Genomic DNA, 18,003 nt, shown 5'->3' on the forward strand with positions numbered 1-18,003 from the left:
GCGCCACGGAGGGGTGCCTCACACCAGGCGCACGCCCGGCTTCCCCGCCTGGACCCGCAGCCGGGCGAAGGTGCGGGAGGCGGACCGGGGCCGCAGCACCGTCGACGGCACCCGCACCTGGGCGTCGATGCCGTCGTGGCGGATGTCGAACAGGTGGTAGCCGCGGTGGGTGTCGATCAGCTTCCAGTGGGGGTTGTCCGCCTTCCGCGGGTCCCAGTCGCGGTGGAAGCCCTTCAGGTCCGGGTCGCCACCGCTGGAGATGGAGGTGCCGACGAACTCGGCACCGACCACGGCGGAGCGCGGGTCGGCGAAGTCTCGCTTGAGGTCGCTGACCATCGTCATATGGCGGTCGCCGGAGAGGACCACCGGGTTGCGGACCGTCGCGAGCTCCTTCAGGAACGCGTTGCGTTCCGCCTGGTAGCCGTCCCAGGCGTCGTAGTACCAGAGCTTGCCGGGGCCCACCTGGAGGTCGGTCTCGGCCATCATGATCTGCGACGCGATCAGGTTCCACTGGGCCGGCGACCGGTGCAGCCCGTCCAGCAGCCAGCGCTTCTGCCGGGCCCCGAGCATGGTCGCGGAGGGGTTGCGGGCGCCCTTCTGGCTGGTCGCCTGGTCGGTGCGGAACTGCCGGGTGTCCAGCACGTTGAGCCGGGCCAGGCGCCCGAACTCCAGACGCCGGTACATCTGGATGTGCGGCCCGTTGGGCACGGCGCTCGTACGGACCGGCATGTGCTCGTAGTACGCCTGGTAGGCAGCGGTCAGCCGGGCCACGAACGCCCGGTGGGACTGCTTGTCGGGGTCCTGCGGGACCTCGCCCGCGAAATCGTTGTCGACCTCGTGGTCGTCGAAGGTGACCACCCAGGGCGCGGCGGCGTGCATGGCGGCCAGGAGCGGGTCGGTGCGGTACTGGGCATGGCGGTTGCGGTACTGGACGAGGGTGTACGGCTCGTCAGCGCCCTCGTGGCGGCGCACCGCGGTGTTCGAGGGCCGGCCCTCGTAGATGTAGTCCCCGACGAACAGCACGACGTCGGGGTCCTGGTCGAGCATGTCGGCGTACGGCGTGAAGTAGCCGTGCTGCCAGTTCTGGCAGGAGGCCAGCGCGACACGCAGCCGCCCCCGGGATCGTTGCGGGTCGGGAGCCGTGCGGGTGCGCCCGACGGGCGAGATCTGCCCGCCGGTCCGGAACCGGTACCAGTACGCGCGGTCGGGGCGCAGCCGCGCACATCGACGTGGACGCTGTGCCCGAGCCCCGGCACCGCCCGCGCGGTGCCGCGCCGCACGATGCCCTTGAACCGCTCGTCTTCGGCGACCTGCCACTGCACCGTCACGGCGCGGTCGGGCATTCCGCCACCGCTCAGCGGCTCGGGGGCGAGCCGGGTCCACAGCACGATGCCGTCGGGCAACGGATCGCCGGACGCCACGCCGAGGCTGAAGACGCCGTGGGGCAGCGGCGGTTCGATGGTCTGCGCGACCTGTGGCAGCCACAGCTGGGCGGCGGCGGTGGCCCCGAGCACCGCGGCACTGTTGGCGAGAAATCGGCGTCGATCGGTGGAGTTTGTTCGCTCCATCCCCGAACTCCCTTGCGTCGCGAGTCTCTTCGACCTGACGAGACTCACACGCCGTGGCGACCCCACCACTGAACGGAATGGAGCACGAGCATGACAAACGCATGACCAGAAGCGGGGGTGCCGGGGCCGGTGGGTAGTGATCCACCTGGCGGCGGGGGCCGGGCAAGGCCGGGGGGCCGAGGCCGGAGCCGGGGGCAAGGGCCGGGGCCGGGAACCGAGGCCGAAGCCGAGGCCGGTTGGCAGTGATCACTCTGGAGGCGGGGGCGAGACCAGGGATCAGGACCGGAGCCGGAGGACAGGGCCGAAGGCCAAGTCCAGAGCCGGGAGCCGCGGCCGGGACCGAGGGCCTGGGGCCGCAGGCCAGAACGGGGAGCCGCGACCGGGGCCCGGGCCGAGGCCCGGAGCCGGAAGCCAAGGCCAGAGCCGGGAGCGGCGGCCGGGACCGAGGGCCTGGGGCCGCAGGCCAGAGCGGAGGCGGGGGCCGAGCCGGTTGGCAGTGATCTGCCTGGCGGCGGGGGTGAGGCCCTGGGTCAAAACCGGGACCGGGGCCCGGGACCGAGGCCGGAGCCGGAGACGGGAGCCGACGCCGGAGCCGGGGGGCCGAGGCCGGGACCGGGGCCAACGGCGGGGCCGGAGCCGGGGGGTGAAGCTCGTCGGCCGATCAGGCCCGTCCGAGGACGACGCTGTCCGGCCGATCACGAGCTGTCCCTGCAACGGGCTGGCCGTGGCACCAGCTGTCCGTGCAACGGACCGTCCGCTGGGGGCGGGCCCCCAGCGGACGTCACCCGGCCCGAGCCCCGCTAACCCCTGGTCGCTCAGAACGGCTCGAAGCCGTCGAATTCCTGGTCGGCCTCGTCTCGTTCGGCCTCCCGCTCCCGGCGGCGCTGGGCGGCGGGCCGTACCCCTTCCATCCGGTGGTCCTCGCCGCGCCGGCCGAGCATCTCCGCACCCGCCGTCACCGACGGCTCCCAGTCGAAGACGACCGCGTTCTCCTCGGGCCCGATGGCCACGCCGTCACCGGCCCGGGCACCCGCCTTCATCAACTCCTTCTCGACACCGAGGCGGTTGAGCCGGTCGGCGAGATAGCCGACGGCCTCGTCGTTGTTGAAGTCGGTCTGGCGGACCCACCGCTCGGGCTTCTCGCCGCGCACACGGAACAGCCCGTCGTCCTCGCGGGTGACGGTGAAGCCGGCGTCGTCCACGGCCTTGGGCCGGATGACGATCCGCGTCGACTCTTCCTTCGGCCTGGCGGCACGTGCCTGCGCGACGAGGTCGGCGAGCGCGTACGACAGCTCCCTGAGGCCCAGGTGGGCCACCGCGGACACCGCGAAGACGCGATACCCGCGCGCCTCCAGATCCGGCCTGACCATCTCGGCCAGGTCCTTGCCGTCCGGTACGTCGGTCTTGTTCAGGACGACGATGCGGGGACGGTTGTCCAGGCCGCCGTACTCGCGCAGCTCGGCCTCGATGACGTCGAGGTCGGAGACGGGGTCGCGGTCGGACTCGAGGGTGGCCGTGTCCAGTACGTGCACCAGCACGCTGCATCGCTCGACGTGCCGCAGGAACTCCAGACCGAGCCCCCTGCCCTGGCTAGCGCCCGGGATCAGCCCCGGCACGTCCGCGATCGTGTAGACGGTGTCGCCCGCGGTGACCACCCCGAGGTTCGGCACAAGGGTGGTGAACGGATAGTCGGCGATCTTCGGCTTGGCGGCGGACAGCACGGAGATCAGCGAGGACTTGCCCGCGCTCGGGTAGCCGACGAGGGCCACGTCCGCGACCGTCTTCAGTTCGAGGACGACGTCCTGCAGGTCACCGGGCTCGCCCAGCAGCGCGAAACCGGGCGCCTTGCGGCGGGCGGAGGCCAGCGCCGCGTTGCCGAGGCCACCGCGGCCGCCCTGGGAGGCGACGTACGACGTCCCGTGCCCGACCAGGTCGGCGAGCACATTGCCCGCCTTGTCGAGCACGACCGTTCCGTCCGGCACCGGCAGGACCAGGTCCTGGCCGTCCTTGCCGGCCCGGAAGCCGCCCTCGCCGGGCTTGCCGTTGGTGGCCTTGCGGTGCGGGGAGTGGTGGTAGTCGAGAAGCGTCGTGACGGACTGGTCGACGGTGAGGATCACATCGCCGCCCCGCCCGCCGTTGCCGCCGTCCGGGCCGCCGAGCGGCTTGAACTTCTCGCGGTGCACGGAGGCGCAGCCGTGGCCTCCGTTACCCGCGGCGACGTGCAGTTCGACGCGGTCTACGAAGGTGGTCATGGTGCAGTGCCTCCAAAGACGTTACGGGTACTAACAAGGGGTCAACACGCGAAAGGCGGACCCGCCTTCCCACTCGGGAAGTGAGGTCCGCCTCGCGAAAGGTTCGAACGAAGCGCTCGGGTCAGGCGACCGGAACGATGTTCACGACCTTGCGGCCACGGTAGGTGCCGAACTCCACCGCACCGGGCTGCAGTGCGAACAGCGTGTCGTCGCCGCCACGGCCGACGCCGGCGCCCGGGTGGAAGTGGGTGCCGCGCTGGCGGACCAGGATCTCACCCGCGTTGACGACCTGACCGCCGAAGCGCTTCACGCCGAGCCGCTGGGCGTTGGAGTCGCGACCGTTCCGGGTGGACGATGCGCCCTTCTTGTGTGCCATTTCTCCTCAGTCCCTTACTTCGCAGCCGCGGGGATCTCAGTGACCTTGATCGCCGTGTACTGCTGGCGGTGGCCCTGACGACGACGGTAGCCGGTCTTGTTCTTGTAGCGCAGAATGTCGATCTTCTGGCCCTTGTGGTGGTCCACGATCTCGGCCTGGACCTTGATGCCGGCCAGCACCCACGGGTCGCTGGTCACGGTGTCGCCGTCGACAACGAGCAGGGTCGAGAGCTCGACCGTGTCGCCAACCTTGGCAGTGGAAATCTTGTCAACCTCAACGATGTCGCCGACAGCAACCTTGTGCTGGCGACCACCGCTGCGCACGATGGCGTACACGCGGATCTCACTCTCTCGCTCGGGAACGGCACCCCCGCAGTCCAGCCGTCCGGGCATGAACACGGACGGCCTCTCCCGGTCACGAAGCGTTCCCGGAAGGAAAGAGGTTTACGGGGATGTGGCGGGTCAGTCGACACGCCGACGGTCAAGACTACGGGGCCCGGCGCGCAGGGGTCAAACCGGGGCAGTCGTGCGTCGGGGCACGCAGCCGGCCGGGACAGAGACCGGCGGCCCCCTGGGTAGCAGTCCTGGAGATCCGCGACCTCCCCTGCCGGCGGCCGGCCCCACGCATCACTCGGCGGGAAGCTCCGTCAGCACGGTCGAGCCCTCGGCGCCGTCGGCCGTGCGCTCCGCATAGCGGGCACCCGTCTGCGGGCACTCCCACACGCCCGGCTCGCCCTCCCGCTCGACGAGCCGCACCCCGGCCCGGCCGACCCAGCCCACACGGCGGGCGGGAACACCGGCCACCAGCGCGAAGTCCGGAACGTCCTTGGTGACGACGGCACCCGCCGCCACCAGCGCCCAGCGGCCGATGCGGACCGGGGCGACGCAGACCGAACGGGCGCCGAGCGAGGCCCCCTCGGCCACCTTGACGCCGACGGCCTCCCAGTCGCCGCCGCGCTTGAGCTTGCCCTCGGGGTCGACGGAGCGGGGGTACTGGTCATTGGTGAGGACGACGGCGGGGCCGACGAAGACACCGTCGCCGAGCTCGGCCGGCTCGTAGACCAGGGCGTAGTTCTGCAGCTTGACGTTGTCGCCGATCCGCACGCCCGTGCCGACGTAGGCTCCGCGGCCGATGACGCAGCCCGCGCCGAGACGTGCCTTCTCACGGATCTGCGCGAGTTCCCACACGGTGGTCCCGTCGCCCAGCTCGGCGCTCTCGTCCACCTGAGCGGTGGGCTTGATGGTGTAGCTCACTGTTGAACCTTCCTGTGGCCGCCGAGCGGCAGCCGGTCGAAAACGTCGCGGACGACGGTCCGTCCCAGGCGGAGGATGCGTGTCCGGCGGCCGCCTGGCCCGCCTTCAGCCAGGTCGGCCCCCTGCGGAGGCGCCGGCACAGGGTATCTCCGGCCCTCGCACCGGACGCGTGGCCCAGTGGCGGTCGACGATCAAGGGCAGACCCAGGACGACGGGCATCCACATCAGGACTCCGAGACGGTCGGCTTCCTGCACGAGTGGATGAGCGGTGACCAGGGAGGCCCCCGTGAGCGAGGTCGCGAGGGCGAGCCAGCCGAGCCCGTCACCGTATGTGGCCAGGGCCCATGCCGCAACGGCGGTGAGCAGGAGGAAGTAGGGCATGGAGGCCTGATCGGCGGCCCAGTCCCGCCAGAACTGCCCGGCGAGGCCGAGCAGCGCCCGCCAGGGATCGGAGACCTCCGGGCCCGCGAAGTGATGGGTGAAGGTGTCCTGCAGAGTGGTCCGCGAGGACGGCAGGCCGAGGATCCGCATCGCCACGACGACACCCCCGGCGGCCGCCGCGGACAGACCCGCGAACGCGGCGGTACCCCGGTGGCGCAGCCGGCCGGAGAAGCAGAGGGCGGCGAGGGCGGCGGCGGCCAGCAGCGCGGCGAGCACCAGCACCGACGAATAGCGGGTGACCGCCGCCGCCGTGTACGACAGGATCGTGAGCGCCGCCGCGCCCGGCACGGACCGGCGCCGGATCAGCAGGAGTCCGCCCCACAGCACACCGAGCGTGCAGACGGTGAACAGCCCCTCCCCCAGCGCCTGGGCGCTCCACCAGCCGAGGGGGGTAGCCAGGAACGTCACCTGGCCGGCCGCGGCGGCCCGCCGGGTGAGCCCCGCGCCACGCAGCAGACCGAACACGATCAGCGAGCCCGCCGCGGCCGTGATCAGTCCCAGCACCCGCATGCCGCCGAGCACGCCGAAGGCTCCGACGAACGGCGCCGCGAGCAGGGGGTAGCCGGGCCGGGTGGAGAAGATGGCCTGGTAGCGCGGGTCATTGGTGGTGATGTCGGGCGCGTCGGCCCAGCGGTCGAGGCACGCCTTCTCCTCGGTCTCCTCGATGGCGCGCTCGCTCCGCCGGACCAGTGGCTGGAGCCGCTGGTCATGGGCCGAGCGTTCGGCACGGCTCTCGCAGTAGGCGGCGAGGGCCGTACGGTGCGCCTCCTGGCGTGAGGCACCGAGGTACTGCTCGGCCGCCCGCGCATAGCGGTAGGAGTCGGGGAAGAGGGTCCACTGCGGCCCCGCCGCGAGCTGGAGTACGGCGTACAGGACGCAGACCAGCAGCGGCAGGGCAGCCCTGCGGCGCACTCGGGCGGTGGTCCGCGCCACGGCCGGTGCGGTGGGGGCGGTGGGGGCGAGGGGCACGTCCGGTTCCTGAGCGTGGGGCGGCCCGGCAGGCCGGGGCCGCGACGTACGATCGGCCGCGTCAGCCGCCGATGACGACCCGTCGGACGCCCTTCCAGGCCTCCGGGTCGGTCGTGCGGCGCCCGTCGACCAGGACGGTGACGTCCGGGAGGTCGGCGGGGGTGAGCGAACGGTACTCGGCGTGGTCGGCCTGCACGATCGCCGCGGTGACCTTCTCACCGGCGTGCGGCGCCAGACCGAGCGCGGACAGTTCCTCGGCCGTGTACATCGGGTCCGAGACGTAGGGGACGGCGCCGCGTGCCTTGAGCGCCTCCACGGTCGGGAAGACGCCCGAGAACGCGGTCTCCTTCACGCCACCGCGGTAGGCCGCGCCCAGCACGAGGACGTTCACCCCGGTCAGGTCGCCATAGGCGGCCGCCAGCAGGTCCACGGCGTACTCCGGCATCGCGGCGTTCGCCTCGCGCGCGGAGCGCACGACGGTGGCCTGCGGGTCGTTCCACAGGTACATCCGCGGGTAGATCGGGATGCAGTGGCCGCCGACCGCGATGCCCGGCTGGTGGATGTGGCTGTACGGCTGCGAGTTGCAGGCCTCGATGACCTTCTTGACGTCGATGCCGTTGCTGTCCGCGAAGCGCGCGAACTGGTTGGCCAGGCCGATGTTGACGTCGCGGTAGGTGGTCTCGGCGAGCTTGGCGAGCTCCGAGGCCTCGGCCGTGCCCAGGTCCCAGACCCCGTTGGGCCGGGGCAGGTCCTCGCGGGTGTCGAAGTCGAGGACCGACTCGTAGAACTCCACACCCCGGCGGGTCGATGCCTCGTCGATGCCGCCGACCAGCTTGGGGTATCGGCGCAGGTCGGCGAAGACCCGGCCGGTGAGGACCCGCTCCGGCGAGAAGACCAGGTGGAAGTCCTCGCCCGGGGTCAGGCCCGAGCCCTCGGCGAGCATCGGCGCCCAGCGGGTGCGGGTGGTGCCGACCGGCAGTGTTGTCTCGTAGGAGACGAGGGTGCCCGGCTTGAGGCCCTTGGCGATCGCCCGGGTGGCGGCGTCCATCCAGCCGAAGTCCGGCACGCCCTCCGCGTCGACGAACAGCGGGACGACCACGACGACGGCCTCGGCCTCGGCCACCGCGGCCGCCGTGTCCGTCGTCGCGCTCAGCAGCCCGGCACCGACCGCCTGCTTCAGCTTGACGTCCAGGTCGTGCTCACCGGGGAACGGCTCGTTCCCGGCGTTGACCAACTCGACGACCTTCTCGTTGACGTCCGCGCCGATGACCCGGTGGCCCTTGGAGGCGAACTGCACGGCGAGCGGAAGCCCGATCTTGCCGAGCGCTACTACACAGATGTTCATGGACGGTCGCTACTTCCTTCTGGAACCGTTCGGCTTCTTGGCTTCGTTCGGCTTCGAGCCGACCGGTCCGGGCTTCAGGCGCCGGGCGAGGGTCGCTTTCACCCGGGAGACGAGTGGCTGCTTCGGCGGGAACATCTGCGCCGTGGCGATCACCACACGCCCCTTGTCGTTCACCAGGGCGGCCGCCCGGTAGGGGTCCTCATGGCCGCCCCAGCGCCGGGCCAGCGGCATGGGTTTGCCCTTGCCGCGCACGGGGATCTCGTACGTCGAGCCGGCCACGTCCAGGTAGACGCGGACGCCCAGTTTGGCGGTGCGCCGCTCCAGCGGGAGGTGGGCGTGCAGCACGGTGGCGGCGCCGTCCTGAGCGGGCTCGGCCGTGAAGTGGCCCACCGGGGCCGGAAGGCCGTGATCGGCCGACAGTTTCCGGGCTCCGGGCTTGTCCGCCGTGGCCGGCATGGCCTTGTTCGCCAGGCGCAGGACCGCGCCGTGGACATCGCCGAGGACGGGCACCCGGACGGAGGCCGTGTAGGCGATCCGGTTCTCCTCCTGCTCCCAGGCGGAGGCGAGGAGTTCGGTGCCCTTGGCGAGGCGGCCGGGCACGGCCTCCCCGACGAGCTCGAAGCAGCGGTCGGGCAGATCCACGCGGGGGTCGCGGAAGCCCGGGTAGCGGGCGTAGGCGCGTTCGTCCTCGAGGACGAACGGAGGCGCGCCGTTCGCCTTCTCCGAGGTGATCGCCTCGCACAACTCGTCGATCGCGCCGGCGCGGGCCAGGCAGATACGCACCCGCCGCTTCACGTCCATGGCGTCGCGGATGCCGTCCGTGAAGTAGGTGTCGGCAAGCCGCGCGATGCCCGAGCAGATCTCGCGCTGGACGGCGCGGTCCAGGTCCGGGAAGTCGTCCTGGACGAGCTTGGCCAGTTCCCAGGTGAAGTGCCGGCGCAGGACCGCGTCGCGGCGGGGGCCCTCCTCGATGAGCCCGGCCGTGAAGTCCATGATCTCCGCCGTGCACCGCAGCCGGGCCAGGTGGTCGGCACGGTAGGTGATGTTGCTGGCGTCGCCGCGCTTGACCGCGTAGTAGCAGGTGTAGTCGGCCACCACCGAGATCTTGCGTGCGCGCACGCAGGCCTCGATGGTGAACGGCTGGTCGCTGCCCACGGGCAGGTGCTCGGGGAAGCGCAGTTTGTACTGTTCGACCAGTTCACGGCGGAACAGCTTGGTGTTGGCGAGGGTGAACGGCAGGGCGGAGTCGTAGAGGCTGACGTCCGGGTCGTTCTTCTTGTAGAGCGCCTGGTGGACGTACCGGCCGTTCGTGCCGACCATCTTGCCGACGACGACGTCCGAGCCGTGCTCGTCGGCGCAGGCCACCATGCGCTCCAGCGCCTCCGGGCCCAGGTAGTCGTCCGAGCCGATGAAGTACACATAGCGGCCCGTGGCGACCTCCAGCGCGCGGTTGCTGGGGGCGGCCGGGCCACCGGAGTTGGCCTGGTGGATCACCTTGACGGTGCCTGAGTGCAGCTCCGCGAAGCGGTCGAGTTCCCGCCCGCTTTCGTCGGTGGAACCGTCGTCGACCGCGACGATCTCCAGCTGGTCCAGGCCGATGCTCTGCCCGATCAGGGAGTTCAGGCACTCCGTCAGATAGGGCATGGTGTTGTAGACGGCGACGACGACGCTGACGGCGGGAGTGGCTCTCATACCCGTGCCTCCACCGGTCTGCGGTCGGCCGCCGGGCGGGACTTGGCGGTGGGGAGCAGCTCTGCGTAGACCGCGTCCAGCCGTTCGGCCTGCGCCTCCCAGGTCCACTGGTCGAGGAGCCCGGTCCCGTCGTAGACGCTCCGGTAGCGCTCGCTGTCGCCCAGCACCGACTTCACAGCACGCACGTAATCCTCCACGTCCTCGGCCCGGAACACCTCGCCCTGACCGGTCTGCTCGACCATCGCGCCCATCGTCTTCACATCGCTGACCACAAGGGGCAGCCGGGCGTGGGAGTACTCGAAGAACTTGGTGATGAGCGCGATCTCGTGGTTCGGCCAGTGGTGGATCGGGATGACCCCGAGATCCGCCGCCGACAGGAAGCGCACCACCTGGTAGTGCGGCACGTACGGCAGGATGTGCAGCCGCTCGGCGACCCCCAGCTCCTCCGCGCGCTCCCGCAGGTCCTTCATGTAGTCGGACTCGGTGTTCAGGACGACGAAGGCGGTGTGCACCTCCGGCAGCAGCGGCAGGGACTCGACCATGATGTCGAGGCCGCGCTGCGGAGCGGCGGCGCCGCTGTAGACGGTGAGCGGGACGTCGTGCCCGATGCCGCACAGCTCGCGCAGGTCCGGAACCGGCTCGGCGGCCTGCTCGGGGGATATCTCCGCGTCCGGGGCGTTGAGTATGACGGTGGGGCGGGCCGCGAGCCCGTGCCGCTCCTGCAGCATCCCGGCGAGCGTGTCCGACACCGTGGTCACCGCGTCGGCGTGACGCGCGTACTCGCGCTCGTGCGCGCACTGGGCGATGTGCCAGCGCGGATGCGAGTTCCACGGCTTGATGCCGGGCAGGAACTCATGGGCGTCCCAGACGAGTTTGATGTTCCGGCCCTTGGCGCGGGCCCGCAGGGTCGCCCGGGCACCGACGCCCAGCATGCGGAAGTCGTTGGCGTGGACGATGTCGGGACCGAGTTCGTCGATGACCTTCCCGTACGCCAGCTCGAAGTCCCACAGATGCGGGTCGAGCCTCCGCCAGCTGCGGTCGCCCATGGTCCGCTGCCAGAAGGCCGTGGTGAACCTGTCCAGCGCGGAGTCCATGTCCTTGCGCCGCTTCTCCAGCGCCTTGGTCCTGCGGTGCCGCATCGTCACCCAGGAGTCCAGGAGCCGGGCGGTCAGGCGGGGCACCAGCAGCCGCAGCCGGCCGAGGGCCGACCCTTCCTGCTTGGCGAGGATCAGCCGGATGTTGAGGTCGGCACGCCGGGCCTTGACCTTCTGCCGCCGGTAAGCGGCCAGCGGACCGGGCCGGTAGGCCAGCGGGGAACGCAGTACGGCGCGCCGGTACTCGTGACGGCGGCGGAACAGCGGGCCGGGGACGGGCAGCAGCCGCACCTCGGCGTCCCCGATCCGCCAGGTCTGCTCCTTCTTGCTCTTCGACTTGCCCAGCAGGACGACGTCCCAGCCTGCCTCGGCGGCCGAGCGGGCCTCCTTCTGCACGCGCGAGTCGCCGTTGACCCCGTTGTCGACGAGCATGACGATCCGTCCGCGCGCGGTACGGTCCGCCGACCCGTGGTTCTCAGCTGCCATGGATGGCCAGGTCCTCCGAGAGAAGTGAGACGCTGCGGTTGTCCAGCGCCGACTCGAGCACCGCCGCTGCCACTTCCACCGTCCGCGTGCCCTGGCGCAGGGTGCAGATGTCGGCGGGCTTGCCCAGCACGGCGTCGCGGAACAGTTCGTGCTCGACGAGGAGCGGTTCGCGCTTCGGGATGGCGTAGCGGATCATGTCCCCTTCGGCGACACCCCGGAAGGCCTGCAGGGCCTCCCACTCGGTCGCCACCGCGGAGTTGGAGTGGAACGTCAGGTCCGCGGTGAGGGTGTCGGCGATGAAGCAGCCGCGCTCGCCGGTCACGGAGGTGAAGCGCTCCTTGAGCGGACTCAGCCAGTTGACCAGGTGGTTGACCATGGTGCCGTCATCCAGACGGCCGACCGCGGAGACCATGTCCTCGTGCTCACGGCCGCTCTTGGAGACGGTGTGCGCGGCGATGGAGACGTACTTGCGCCCCGTCACCCAGCCGGTGAGGTCGATGTCGTGGGTGGCCAGGTCCTTGACCACGCCGACGTCCGCTATGCGGTGCGGGAAGGGCCCCTGTCGGCGGGTGACGACCTGGTAGACGTCGCCGAGTTCACCGGCCTCCAGACGGGCTCGCAGCGAGCGCAGCGCGGGGTTGCACCGCTCGATGTGCCCGACACCGGCCACCAGGCCGCGCGACTCGAAGGCCTCGACGAGCCGGTGCGCCCCTTCCACGGTGGCGGCGACCGGCTTCTCGACCAGCGCGCAGACACCGGCCTCGGCGAGCCGCAGACCGACCTCCTCGTGCAGGGCGGTCGGGCAGGCCACGACGGCGTAGTCGATGCCCAGGGCGATGAGTTCGTCGACGGTGTTCAGGACGGGCGCGCCCTGGACGGCCCCGTGCTTGTCGCCCATCGGGTCGACGGCCGCGACGAAGTCGACGCCCTCAAGACCGGACAGGACACGGGCGTGATGACGCCCCATGGAACCCAGGCCGACGAGTCCGGCCCTCAGCGTTCTGGCGGCGCTCACAGCTGCTCCCCCAGGGCGTTCACGGCGGACGCGATGCGCTCCAGGTCCCCCGCGGACAGGGCGGGGTGCACCGGCAGCGAGACGACTTCGGCGGCGGCGCGCTCGGTCTCGGGCAGGTCCCAGGTGCGACCGGCCTTCTGGTCCGGTTCCCAGTACGGCTTCAGCCGGTGGATCGGGGTGGGGTAGTACACGGCGTTGCCGATGCCGGCCTCGGCGAGGCGCGCCATGGCGGCGTCCCGGTCGCCCCGCACGCGCACGGTGTACTGGTGGTAGACGTGCCGGGCGCCCTCGGCGACCCGCGGGGTGATCACGTTCGGCGCGGTGATGTGCTCGGTCAGGTACGCGGCATTGGCGATGCGCTGCTCGGTCCATCCCGCGAGCTTGGCGCGCTGGACCCGGCCGATCGCGGCGGAGACGTCCGTCATGCGCATGTTGGCGCCGACGATCTCGTTGGCGTAGCGCTGCTCCATGCCCTGGTTGCGCAACAGGCGCAGGGTGCGGGCGATGTCCGCGTCGGCGGTGGTGACCATGCCGCCTTCGAGGCTGTGCATGTTCTTGGTCGGGTAGAAGCTGAACGTTCCGGCGGTGCCGAACGCGCCGACCGGAGTTCCGTGCAGCGCGGCCGCGTGCGCCTGGCAGGCGTCCTCCACCACGGCCAGGCCGTGCCGTTCGGCGATGGCCATGATCCGGTCCATGGCGGCGGGGTGGCCGTACAGGTGGACGGGCATGATCGCCGCGGTGCGTGGCGTGATGGCGGCCTCGACGGCCGCCGGGTCCAGGCAGAAGGTGTCGGGCTCGATGTCCGCGAAGACCACGTCGGCGCCCACGAGGCGCACGGCGTTGGCGGAGGCGGCGAAGGAGAACGACGGCACGATGACCTCGTCGCCCGGCCCGAGACCGAGGGCGAGGAGCGTCAAGTGCAGCGCCGAGGTGCCCGAGTTGACCGCGACGCAGTGCCGCATGTCCACCAGTTCGGAGAACTCCGCCTCGAAGGCCGCTACCTCGGGTCCCTGTACGACCCGGCCGCTGCGCAGCACGCGCACCGCGGCCTCGATCTCGTCCTCACCGATCACGGGTCGGGCGGCGGGTATCGGCTCGTGAGTGTCGGACATCGACATCCCCCTCCTGTTCGGCGACCTCGAGGGCGCACCACGTTGTGCATAGGTCGGGAAGGGACGGCGTCGACGCGCGTGTCCGCATACCCGGGAGTTCGCCGATGTCTGCGGCGGCGAACGGCTTTCGCGGAAGACCCCCTGAAGGTCCCTGCGTGAAGACAGCCGTCGCGGACGACACGAGTGTGCGTGCACGTCGGCTGCGACTCGACGCGCTGTCATCAGCGCCGAGCCGCAGCTACGTTACCAGCACTGGAACAAAGTTTTTCCCCTGGGTTACGGCAGAGAGACCATGGTTTGACTCACGTTCATCGCAGCTCGCACACAGAGTGACGACGCGGTGCGGAAACCGATGGTGCGACGGAGCGGCGGGGCACAGAAAAAGCGCGGGACACCGTGGTTTTCACCGGTGTCCCGCGCTTCTTCGCTCGCGGCGCCGCGAGGGTGAGGGCCTGGTCAGTCCTCCGTGGTGACCGACACCGCCGGCTGAGCCTGCTGCTCGGCCGCCGCCGTCTTCGTCGCCGCCGCCTTCTTGGCGGTGGTCTTCTTCGCCGCGGTCTTCTTGGCGGCCGTCTTCTTGGCCGTCGTCTTCTTGGTGGCGGCCTTCTTCGCCGTCGCCTTCTTGGCCGTCTTGCGCGCCGCCTTCTTGGCGGGCGCCGACTCCTCGGCCTCGGGCGCCTCGGCCGGGGCCCCGGCCTCCGGTGCCTCGGCCGCCGGGAGGACCACGACGGCCGTCTCCTCGGACGAGGTGGGCGCGGTGGCCTTGCGCACGGCACGACGGCGCGGGCGGGCCTGGGCAGCACTCTCGGCGGGCACCTCGGCCGGCTCGGCGGCCTGCTCGGGCGCGGACGCGGCCGGTGCCTCGGCCTCTTGGACCGTCACCACGGTCTCCGCCGGCGAACCGGCGGGCGCCGACACCTTGCGGGTCGCCCGGCGGCGCGCCCGGCCCTTGGGCGCGGCCTCCTCCTCGGCCGGCGCGGACGGCGCCTCGACGACCGGGTCCTCGGCCGCCACCGGCTCGGCTTCCGCCTCCTGACGCGACTTCGGCACACGCTCGTCCGTACGGGACCTCGGCGCACGCTCCTCACGCGGCGCTCCCGCGGGGGCCGACGCCCTCCGGCCGGCCCTGCGGCGCGTACGGCCCCGGGACGCGGCCGCCTCGGCCTCGGCGACGCTGCTGTACAGCTCCTCGTCCGGGGCGAACGCGGGCTCCGGCATCGCGACGGGTGCCGCGCCCTCCGCGGCCACCTCGGCCTCGGTCTCCTCGACGACCTCCTCGGTCTCCGCGACCACGGCCTCGTGCATCTCGTGCTCGTGCTCGGCACCGCCCCGGCCGCGCTTCCTGCGCTTGCCGCCGGTGGAGACGGGCGCCTGGTCCATGTGGACGATCACGCCGCGGCCGTTGCAGTGGACACAGGTCTCGGAGAACGACTCCAGCAGGCCCTGTCCGACGCGCTTGCGCGTCATCTGCACGAGACCGAGCGAGGTCACCTCGGCGACCTGGTGCTTCGTACGGTCCCGGCCCAGGCACTCCAGCAGGCGCCGCAGCACCAGGTCCCGGTTGGACTCCAGCACCATGTCGATGAAGTCGATGACGATGATGCCGCCGAGGTCGCGCAGCCGCAGCTGACGGACGATCTCCTCGGCCGCCTCCAGGTTGTTCCTGGTGACGGTCTCCTCGAGGTTGCCGCCCTGACCGGTGAACTTGCCGGTGTTGACGTCGACGACGACCATCGCCTCGGTCCGGTCGATCACCAGCGAACCGCCGCTGGGCAGCCACACCTTGCGGTCCAGCGCCTTGGCGAGCTGCTCGTCGATCCGGTACGTGGCGAAGACGTCGACCTCGGAGGTCCACTTCTGCAGGCGGTCCGCCAGGTCGGGGGCGACATGCGAGACATAACCGTGGACGGTCTCCCACGCGTCGCCGCCGCTGACGATGACCTTGGAGAAGTCCTCGTTGAAGATGTCGCGCACGACCCGGACGGTCATGTCCGGCTCGCCGTACAGCAGCGTCGGGGCGTTGCCGTTCTTCGACTTCTTCTGGATGTCCTCCCACTGCGTCTGCAGCCGCTCGACGTCCCGGCGCAGCTCGTCCTCGCTCGCGCCTTCGGCGGCGGTGCGCACGATGACGCCCGCGTCCTCGGGAACGATCTTCTTGAGGATGGTCTTCAGCCGGGCCCGCTCGGTGTCGGGCAGCTTGCGGCTGATGCCGGTCATCGAGCCCTCGGGCACGTAGACCAGGTAGCGGCCGGGCAGGGAGACCTGGCTGGTCAGACGGGCACCCTTGTGGCCGATCGGGTCCTTGGTGACCTGGACCAGCACGGACTGCCCGGACTTGAGGGCGGACTCGATGCGGCGCGGCCCGTTCGCCATGCCCAGCGCCTCGAAGTTGACCTCGCCCGCGTACAGCACGGCGTTGCGGCCCTTGCCGATGTCGATGAAGGCGGCCTCCATCGACGGCAGGACGTTCTGCACCTTGCCCAGATAGACGTTGCCGACGTACGAGGTCGCCTGCTCCTTGTTGACGTAGTGCTCGACGAGCACGCCGTCCTCCAGGACGCCGATCTGCGTGCGCTCGCCGCTCTGGCGTACGACCATCACGCGCTCGACGGCCTCGCGGCGGGCCAGGAACTCGGCCTCGGTGATGATCGGCACACGGCGGCGGCCCTGCTCGCGCCCCTCACGGCGGCGCTGCTTCTTGGCCTCCAGACGGGTCGAGCCCTTGATGGACTGCACCTCGTCGGTGCCGTCACCGGCCCGCTCGTCCTTCTTGCGGGGCTCGCGCACCTTGACCACCGTGCGCTCGGGGTCGTCCGAGGACGGCTCGGCGTCGGCGGCCGTGTCACCGGCCCGGCGGCGGCGACGGCGACGGCGCCGGCTGCTGCTGGACGACGAGGGCTCCTCGCCGTCCTCGTCCGCCTCCTCGGCGTCCTCCTCGATCTGCTCCGCGGTGTCCTCGGCGTCCTGCGCGGCCTGCTCGGAGGCGAGCTCCTCGGAGTCCTCGGACTCCCCGGCCTCACCCTCGGCGGACTCGCCACGGCGACGGCGGCGACCACCACGGCGACGGCGACGGCGCGAACCGGTCTCCTCCGCCTCCTCGGTGTCGTAGCCCTCGGCCGACTCCTCCGGCTCCTCCGGCTCCTCTGCCTCGTCCACCTCCTCGGTGGCCTCCGGCGTCACCGCGGCGTACTCCTCGTCACCGCCCCGGCGACGGCGGCGACGGCGCTGCCCCGCGAGCTCCTCCTCGCCGGCCTCCTCCTGCTGCTCCACGGCCTCGGCGGCAGCGGCAGCGGCGGCCCGCTGCGGGGTCTGGAACATCGGCTCGGTGAAGACCGGCGCCTGGAACACGGCGACCGCGGGCCGGGCGGGCCGCTTCACGGTCTCGCCCGCCTCCTCCGCGACAGGCCGCGCGGGCTCGGAGAACCCGGTGGCGGCCTTGCGGGAGACGCGACGGCGGGAACGGCGCGATGCGCCCTCCTCGGCGACCGGCTCGGACTCCGGCGCGGCGGCCGCCTCGGCGGCGGTCGGCTCGGCGGCGGTCGGCTCAGCCTCCGCGGGGGCGCTCACGGGCGCCTCGACGGGCTCTTCGGCGGTCTCCGCCGCAGGCGCACCGGCCGGCGCGGAGACTCGGCGGCCGGCCCGGCGACGGGTGCGGCGCGAGGCGGCCTCTTCGGCCTCGGCAACCGGTTCGGCCTGCTCGCCGACCGGCGCCTCGGCGGGCACGGCGACCGGCTCGGGCTCATGGGTCTCTACGATCTCGGCGGCCTCCGGCGACGCGGCGGGCGCGGACACACGGCGCGTGGCACGACGACGCGCACGCGGCGGAGCCGCCTCCTCGGCGGCAGCCTCCGCGGTCACCGGCGTCTCGGCGCTCTCCGCGGTCTGCGCCTCCTCAGCCTCGCCGGAAACGGCGGGCACCACGACCTCAAGGGTCTCGGCGGCCTCCGGCGACGCAGCGGGCGCCGACACACGGCGCATGGCACGACGACGCGTACGCGGCGGAGCCGCCTCCTCGGCGGGGGCCTCCTCCGGCTGCGTCTCAGGGGAAACGGCGACCTCGGCCACCGCCTCCGTCTCTTCGATCTCCTCTGCCCCGGGGGCTTCCGCGACCTCCGCCGCCTCGGCGGGCGGTTCGGTCTCGGCAGCGGCCGGTATGGCCGGTCCGGTCACGGTCTCGGTCGCCGCGGCGTCGGCCGCGGTCGACGGCGGTCCCGCCGGGCGCGACGCTGCGCGGCGCCGGCGGCGCGGCGGCAGCGTGTCGCTGGGGGTGGTGTTCTCGGAACCCTGGGTGGGTTCGGTCGGTTCGAGCATGCGGGCGTATCTCCCGTCAGGCTCCCGGGCGCCGCACCTGGTCCGGCATGGGTGCCGGTGACGTCCGCGGCTCGCGCGATGCGCGGTGC

The 18,003-nt window shown here is 71.8% G+C and carries 11 protein-coding genes and 1 pseudogene; all 12 read right to left on the reverse strand.

Translation table 11 applies throughout. The annotated features are described in order from the left end of the window. Nucleotides 1–18: 18 nt before the first annotated feature. The 12 genes and pseudogenes from ACWDA7_RS14695 to ACWDA7_RS14750 all read right to left on the reverse strand — a co-directional run bounded on the left by ACWDA7_RS14695 (nucleotide 19) and on the right by ACWDA7_RS14750 (nucleotide 17,914). Nucleotides 19–1,568 (reverse strand): annotated as a pseudogene (locus ACWDA7_RS14695) (alkaline phosphatase D family protein). 815 nt (nucleotides 1,569–2,383) lie between these two features. Beyond that, nucleotides 2,384–3,820 carry a GTPase ObgE gene (obgE, locus tag ACWDA7_RS14700; protein ID WP_450604540.1) on the reverse strand — a complete coding sequence of 479 codons (1,437 nt, stop codon included), beginning with the start codon at nucleotides 3,818–3,820 and terminating at the stop codon, nucleotides 2,384–2,386. A gap of 121 nt (nucleotides 3,821–3,941) precedes the next feature. After that, nucleotides 3,942–4,196 carry a 50S ribosomal protein L27 gene (gene rpmA / locus ACWDA7_RS14705; protein ID WP_450604541.1) on the reverse strand — a complete coding sequence of 85 codons (255 nt, stop codon included), beginning with the start codon at nucleotides 4,194–4,196 and terminating at the stop codon, nucleotides 3,942–3,944. 14 nt (nucleotides 4,197–4,210) lie between these two features. Beyond that, entirely contained in the window at nucleotides 4,211–4,531 is a 321-nt protein-coding gene (gene rplU, locus ACWDA7_RS14710) for a 50S ribosomal protein L21 (protein WP_359390976.1), read from the reverse strand. Nucleotides 4,532–4,822: 291 nt separating this feature from the next. Beyond that, complete coding sequence (locus tag ACWDA7_RS14715) at nucleotides 4,823–5,449, reverse strand: acyltransferase (protein ID WP_450604542.1); 627 nt, start codon at nucleotides 5,447–5,449, stop codon at nucleotides 4,823–4,825. Between the two features lie 105 nt (nucleotides 5,450–5,554). Then, nucleotides 5,555–6,859, reverse strand: a complete 1,305-nt coding sequence (locus tag ACWDA7_RS14720; protein ID WP_450604543.1) for a hypothetical protein — start codon at nucleotides 6,857–6,859, stop codon at nucleotides 5,555–5,557. 61 nt (nucleotides 6,860–6,920) lie between these two features. Continuing rightward, nucleotides 6,921–8,204, reverse strand: coding sequence for a nucleotide sugar dehydrogenase (locus ACWDA7_RS14725; protein WP_450604544.1), 1,284 nt, complete (start codon nucleotides 8,202–8,204; stop codon nucleotides 6,921–6,923). Between the two features lie 9 nt (nucleotides 8,205–8,213). Continuing rightward, the gene (locus tag ACWDA7_RS14730; RefSeq protein ID WP_450604545.1) at nucleotides 8,214–9,896 is read right to left on the reverse strand and encodes a glycosyltransferase family 2 protein; all 1,683 of its coding nucleotides are present in this window, start codon (nucleotides 9,894–9,896) and stop codon (nucleotides 8,214–8,216) included. After that, entirely contained in the window at nucleotides 9,893–11,476 is a 1,584-nt protein-coding gene (locus ACWDA7_RS14735) for a glycosyltransferase family 4 protein (protein ID WP_450604547.1), read from the reverse strand. Before ACWDA7_RS14735 ends, ACWDA7_RS14730 begins: the two co-directional genes overlap by 4 nt. Then, nucleotides 11,466–12,491, reverse strand: a complete 1,026-nt coding sequence (locus ACWDA7_RS14740; RefSeq protein ID WP_450604548.1) for a Gfo/Idh/MocA family protein — start codon at nucleotides 12,489–12,491, stop codon at nucleotides 11,466–11,468. Before ACWDA7_RS14740 ends, ACWDA7_RS14735 begins: the two co-directional genes overlap by 11 nt. Then, entirely contained in the window at nucleotides 12,488–13,603 is a 1,116-nt protein-coding gene (locus ACWDA7_RS14745; protein ID WP_450604549.1) for a DegT/DnrJ/EryC1/StrS family aminotransferase, read from the reverse strand. Before ACWDA7_RS14745 ends, ACWDA7_RS14740 begins: the two co-directional genes overlap by 4 nt. Before the next feature lie 456 nt (nucleotides 13,604–14,059). Then, nucleotides 14,060–17,914, reverse strand: coding sequence for an Rne/Rng family ribonuclease (locus ACWDA7_RS14750; RefSeq protein ID WP_450604550.1), 3,855 nt, complete (start codon nucleotides 17,912–17,914; stop codon nucleotides 14,060–14,062). Between the last annotated feature and the right edge of the window lie 89 nt (nucleotides 17,915–18,003).

Source organism: Streptomyces sp. NPDC001156, assembly GCF_053598275.1.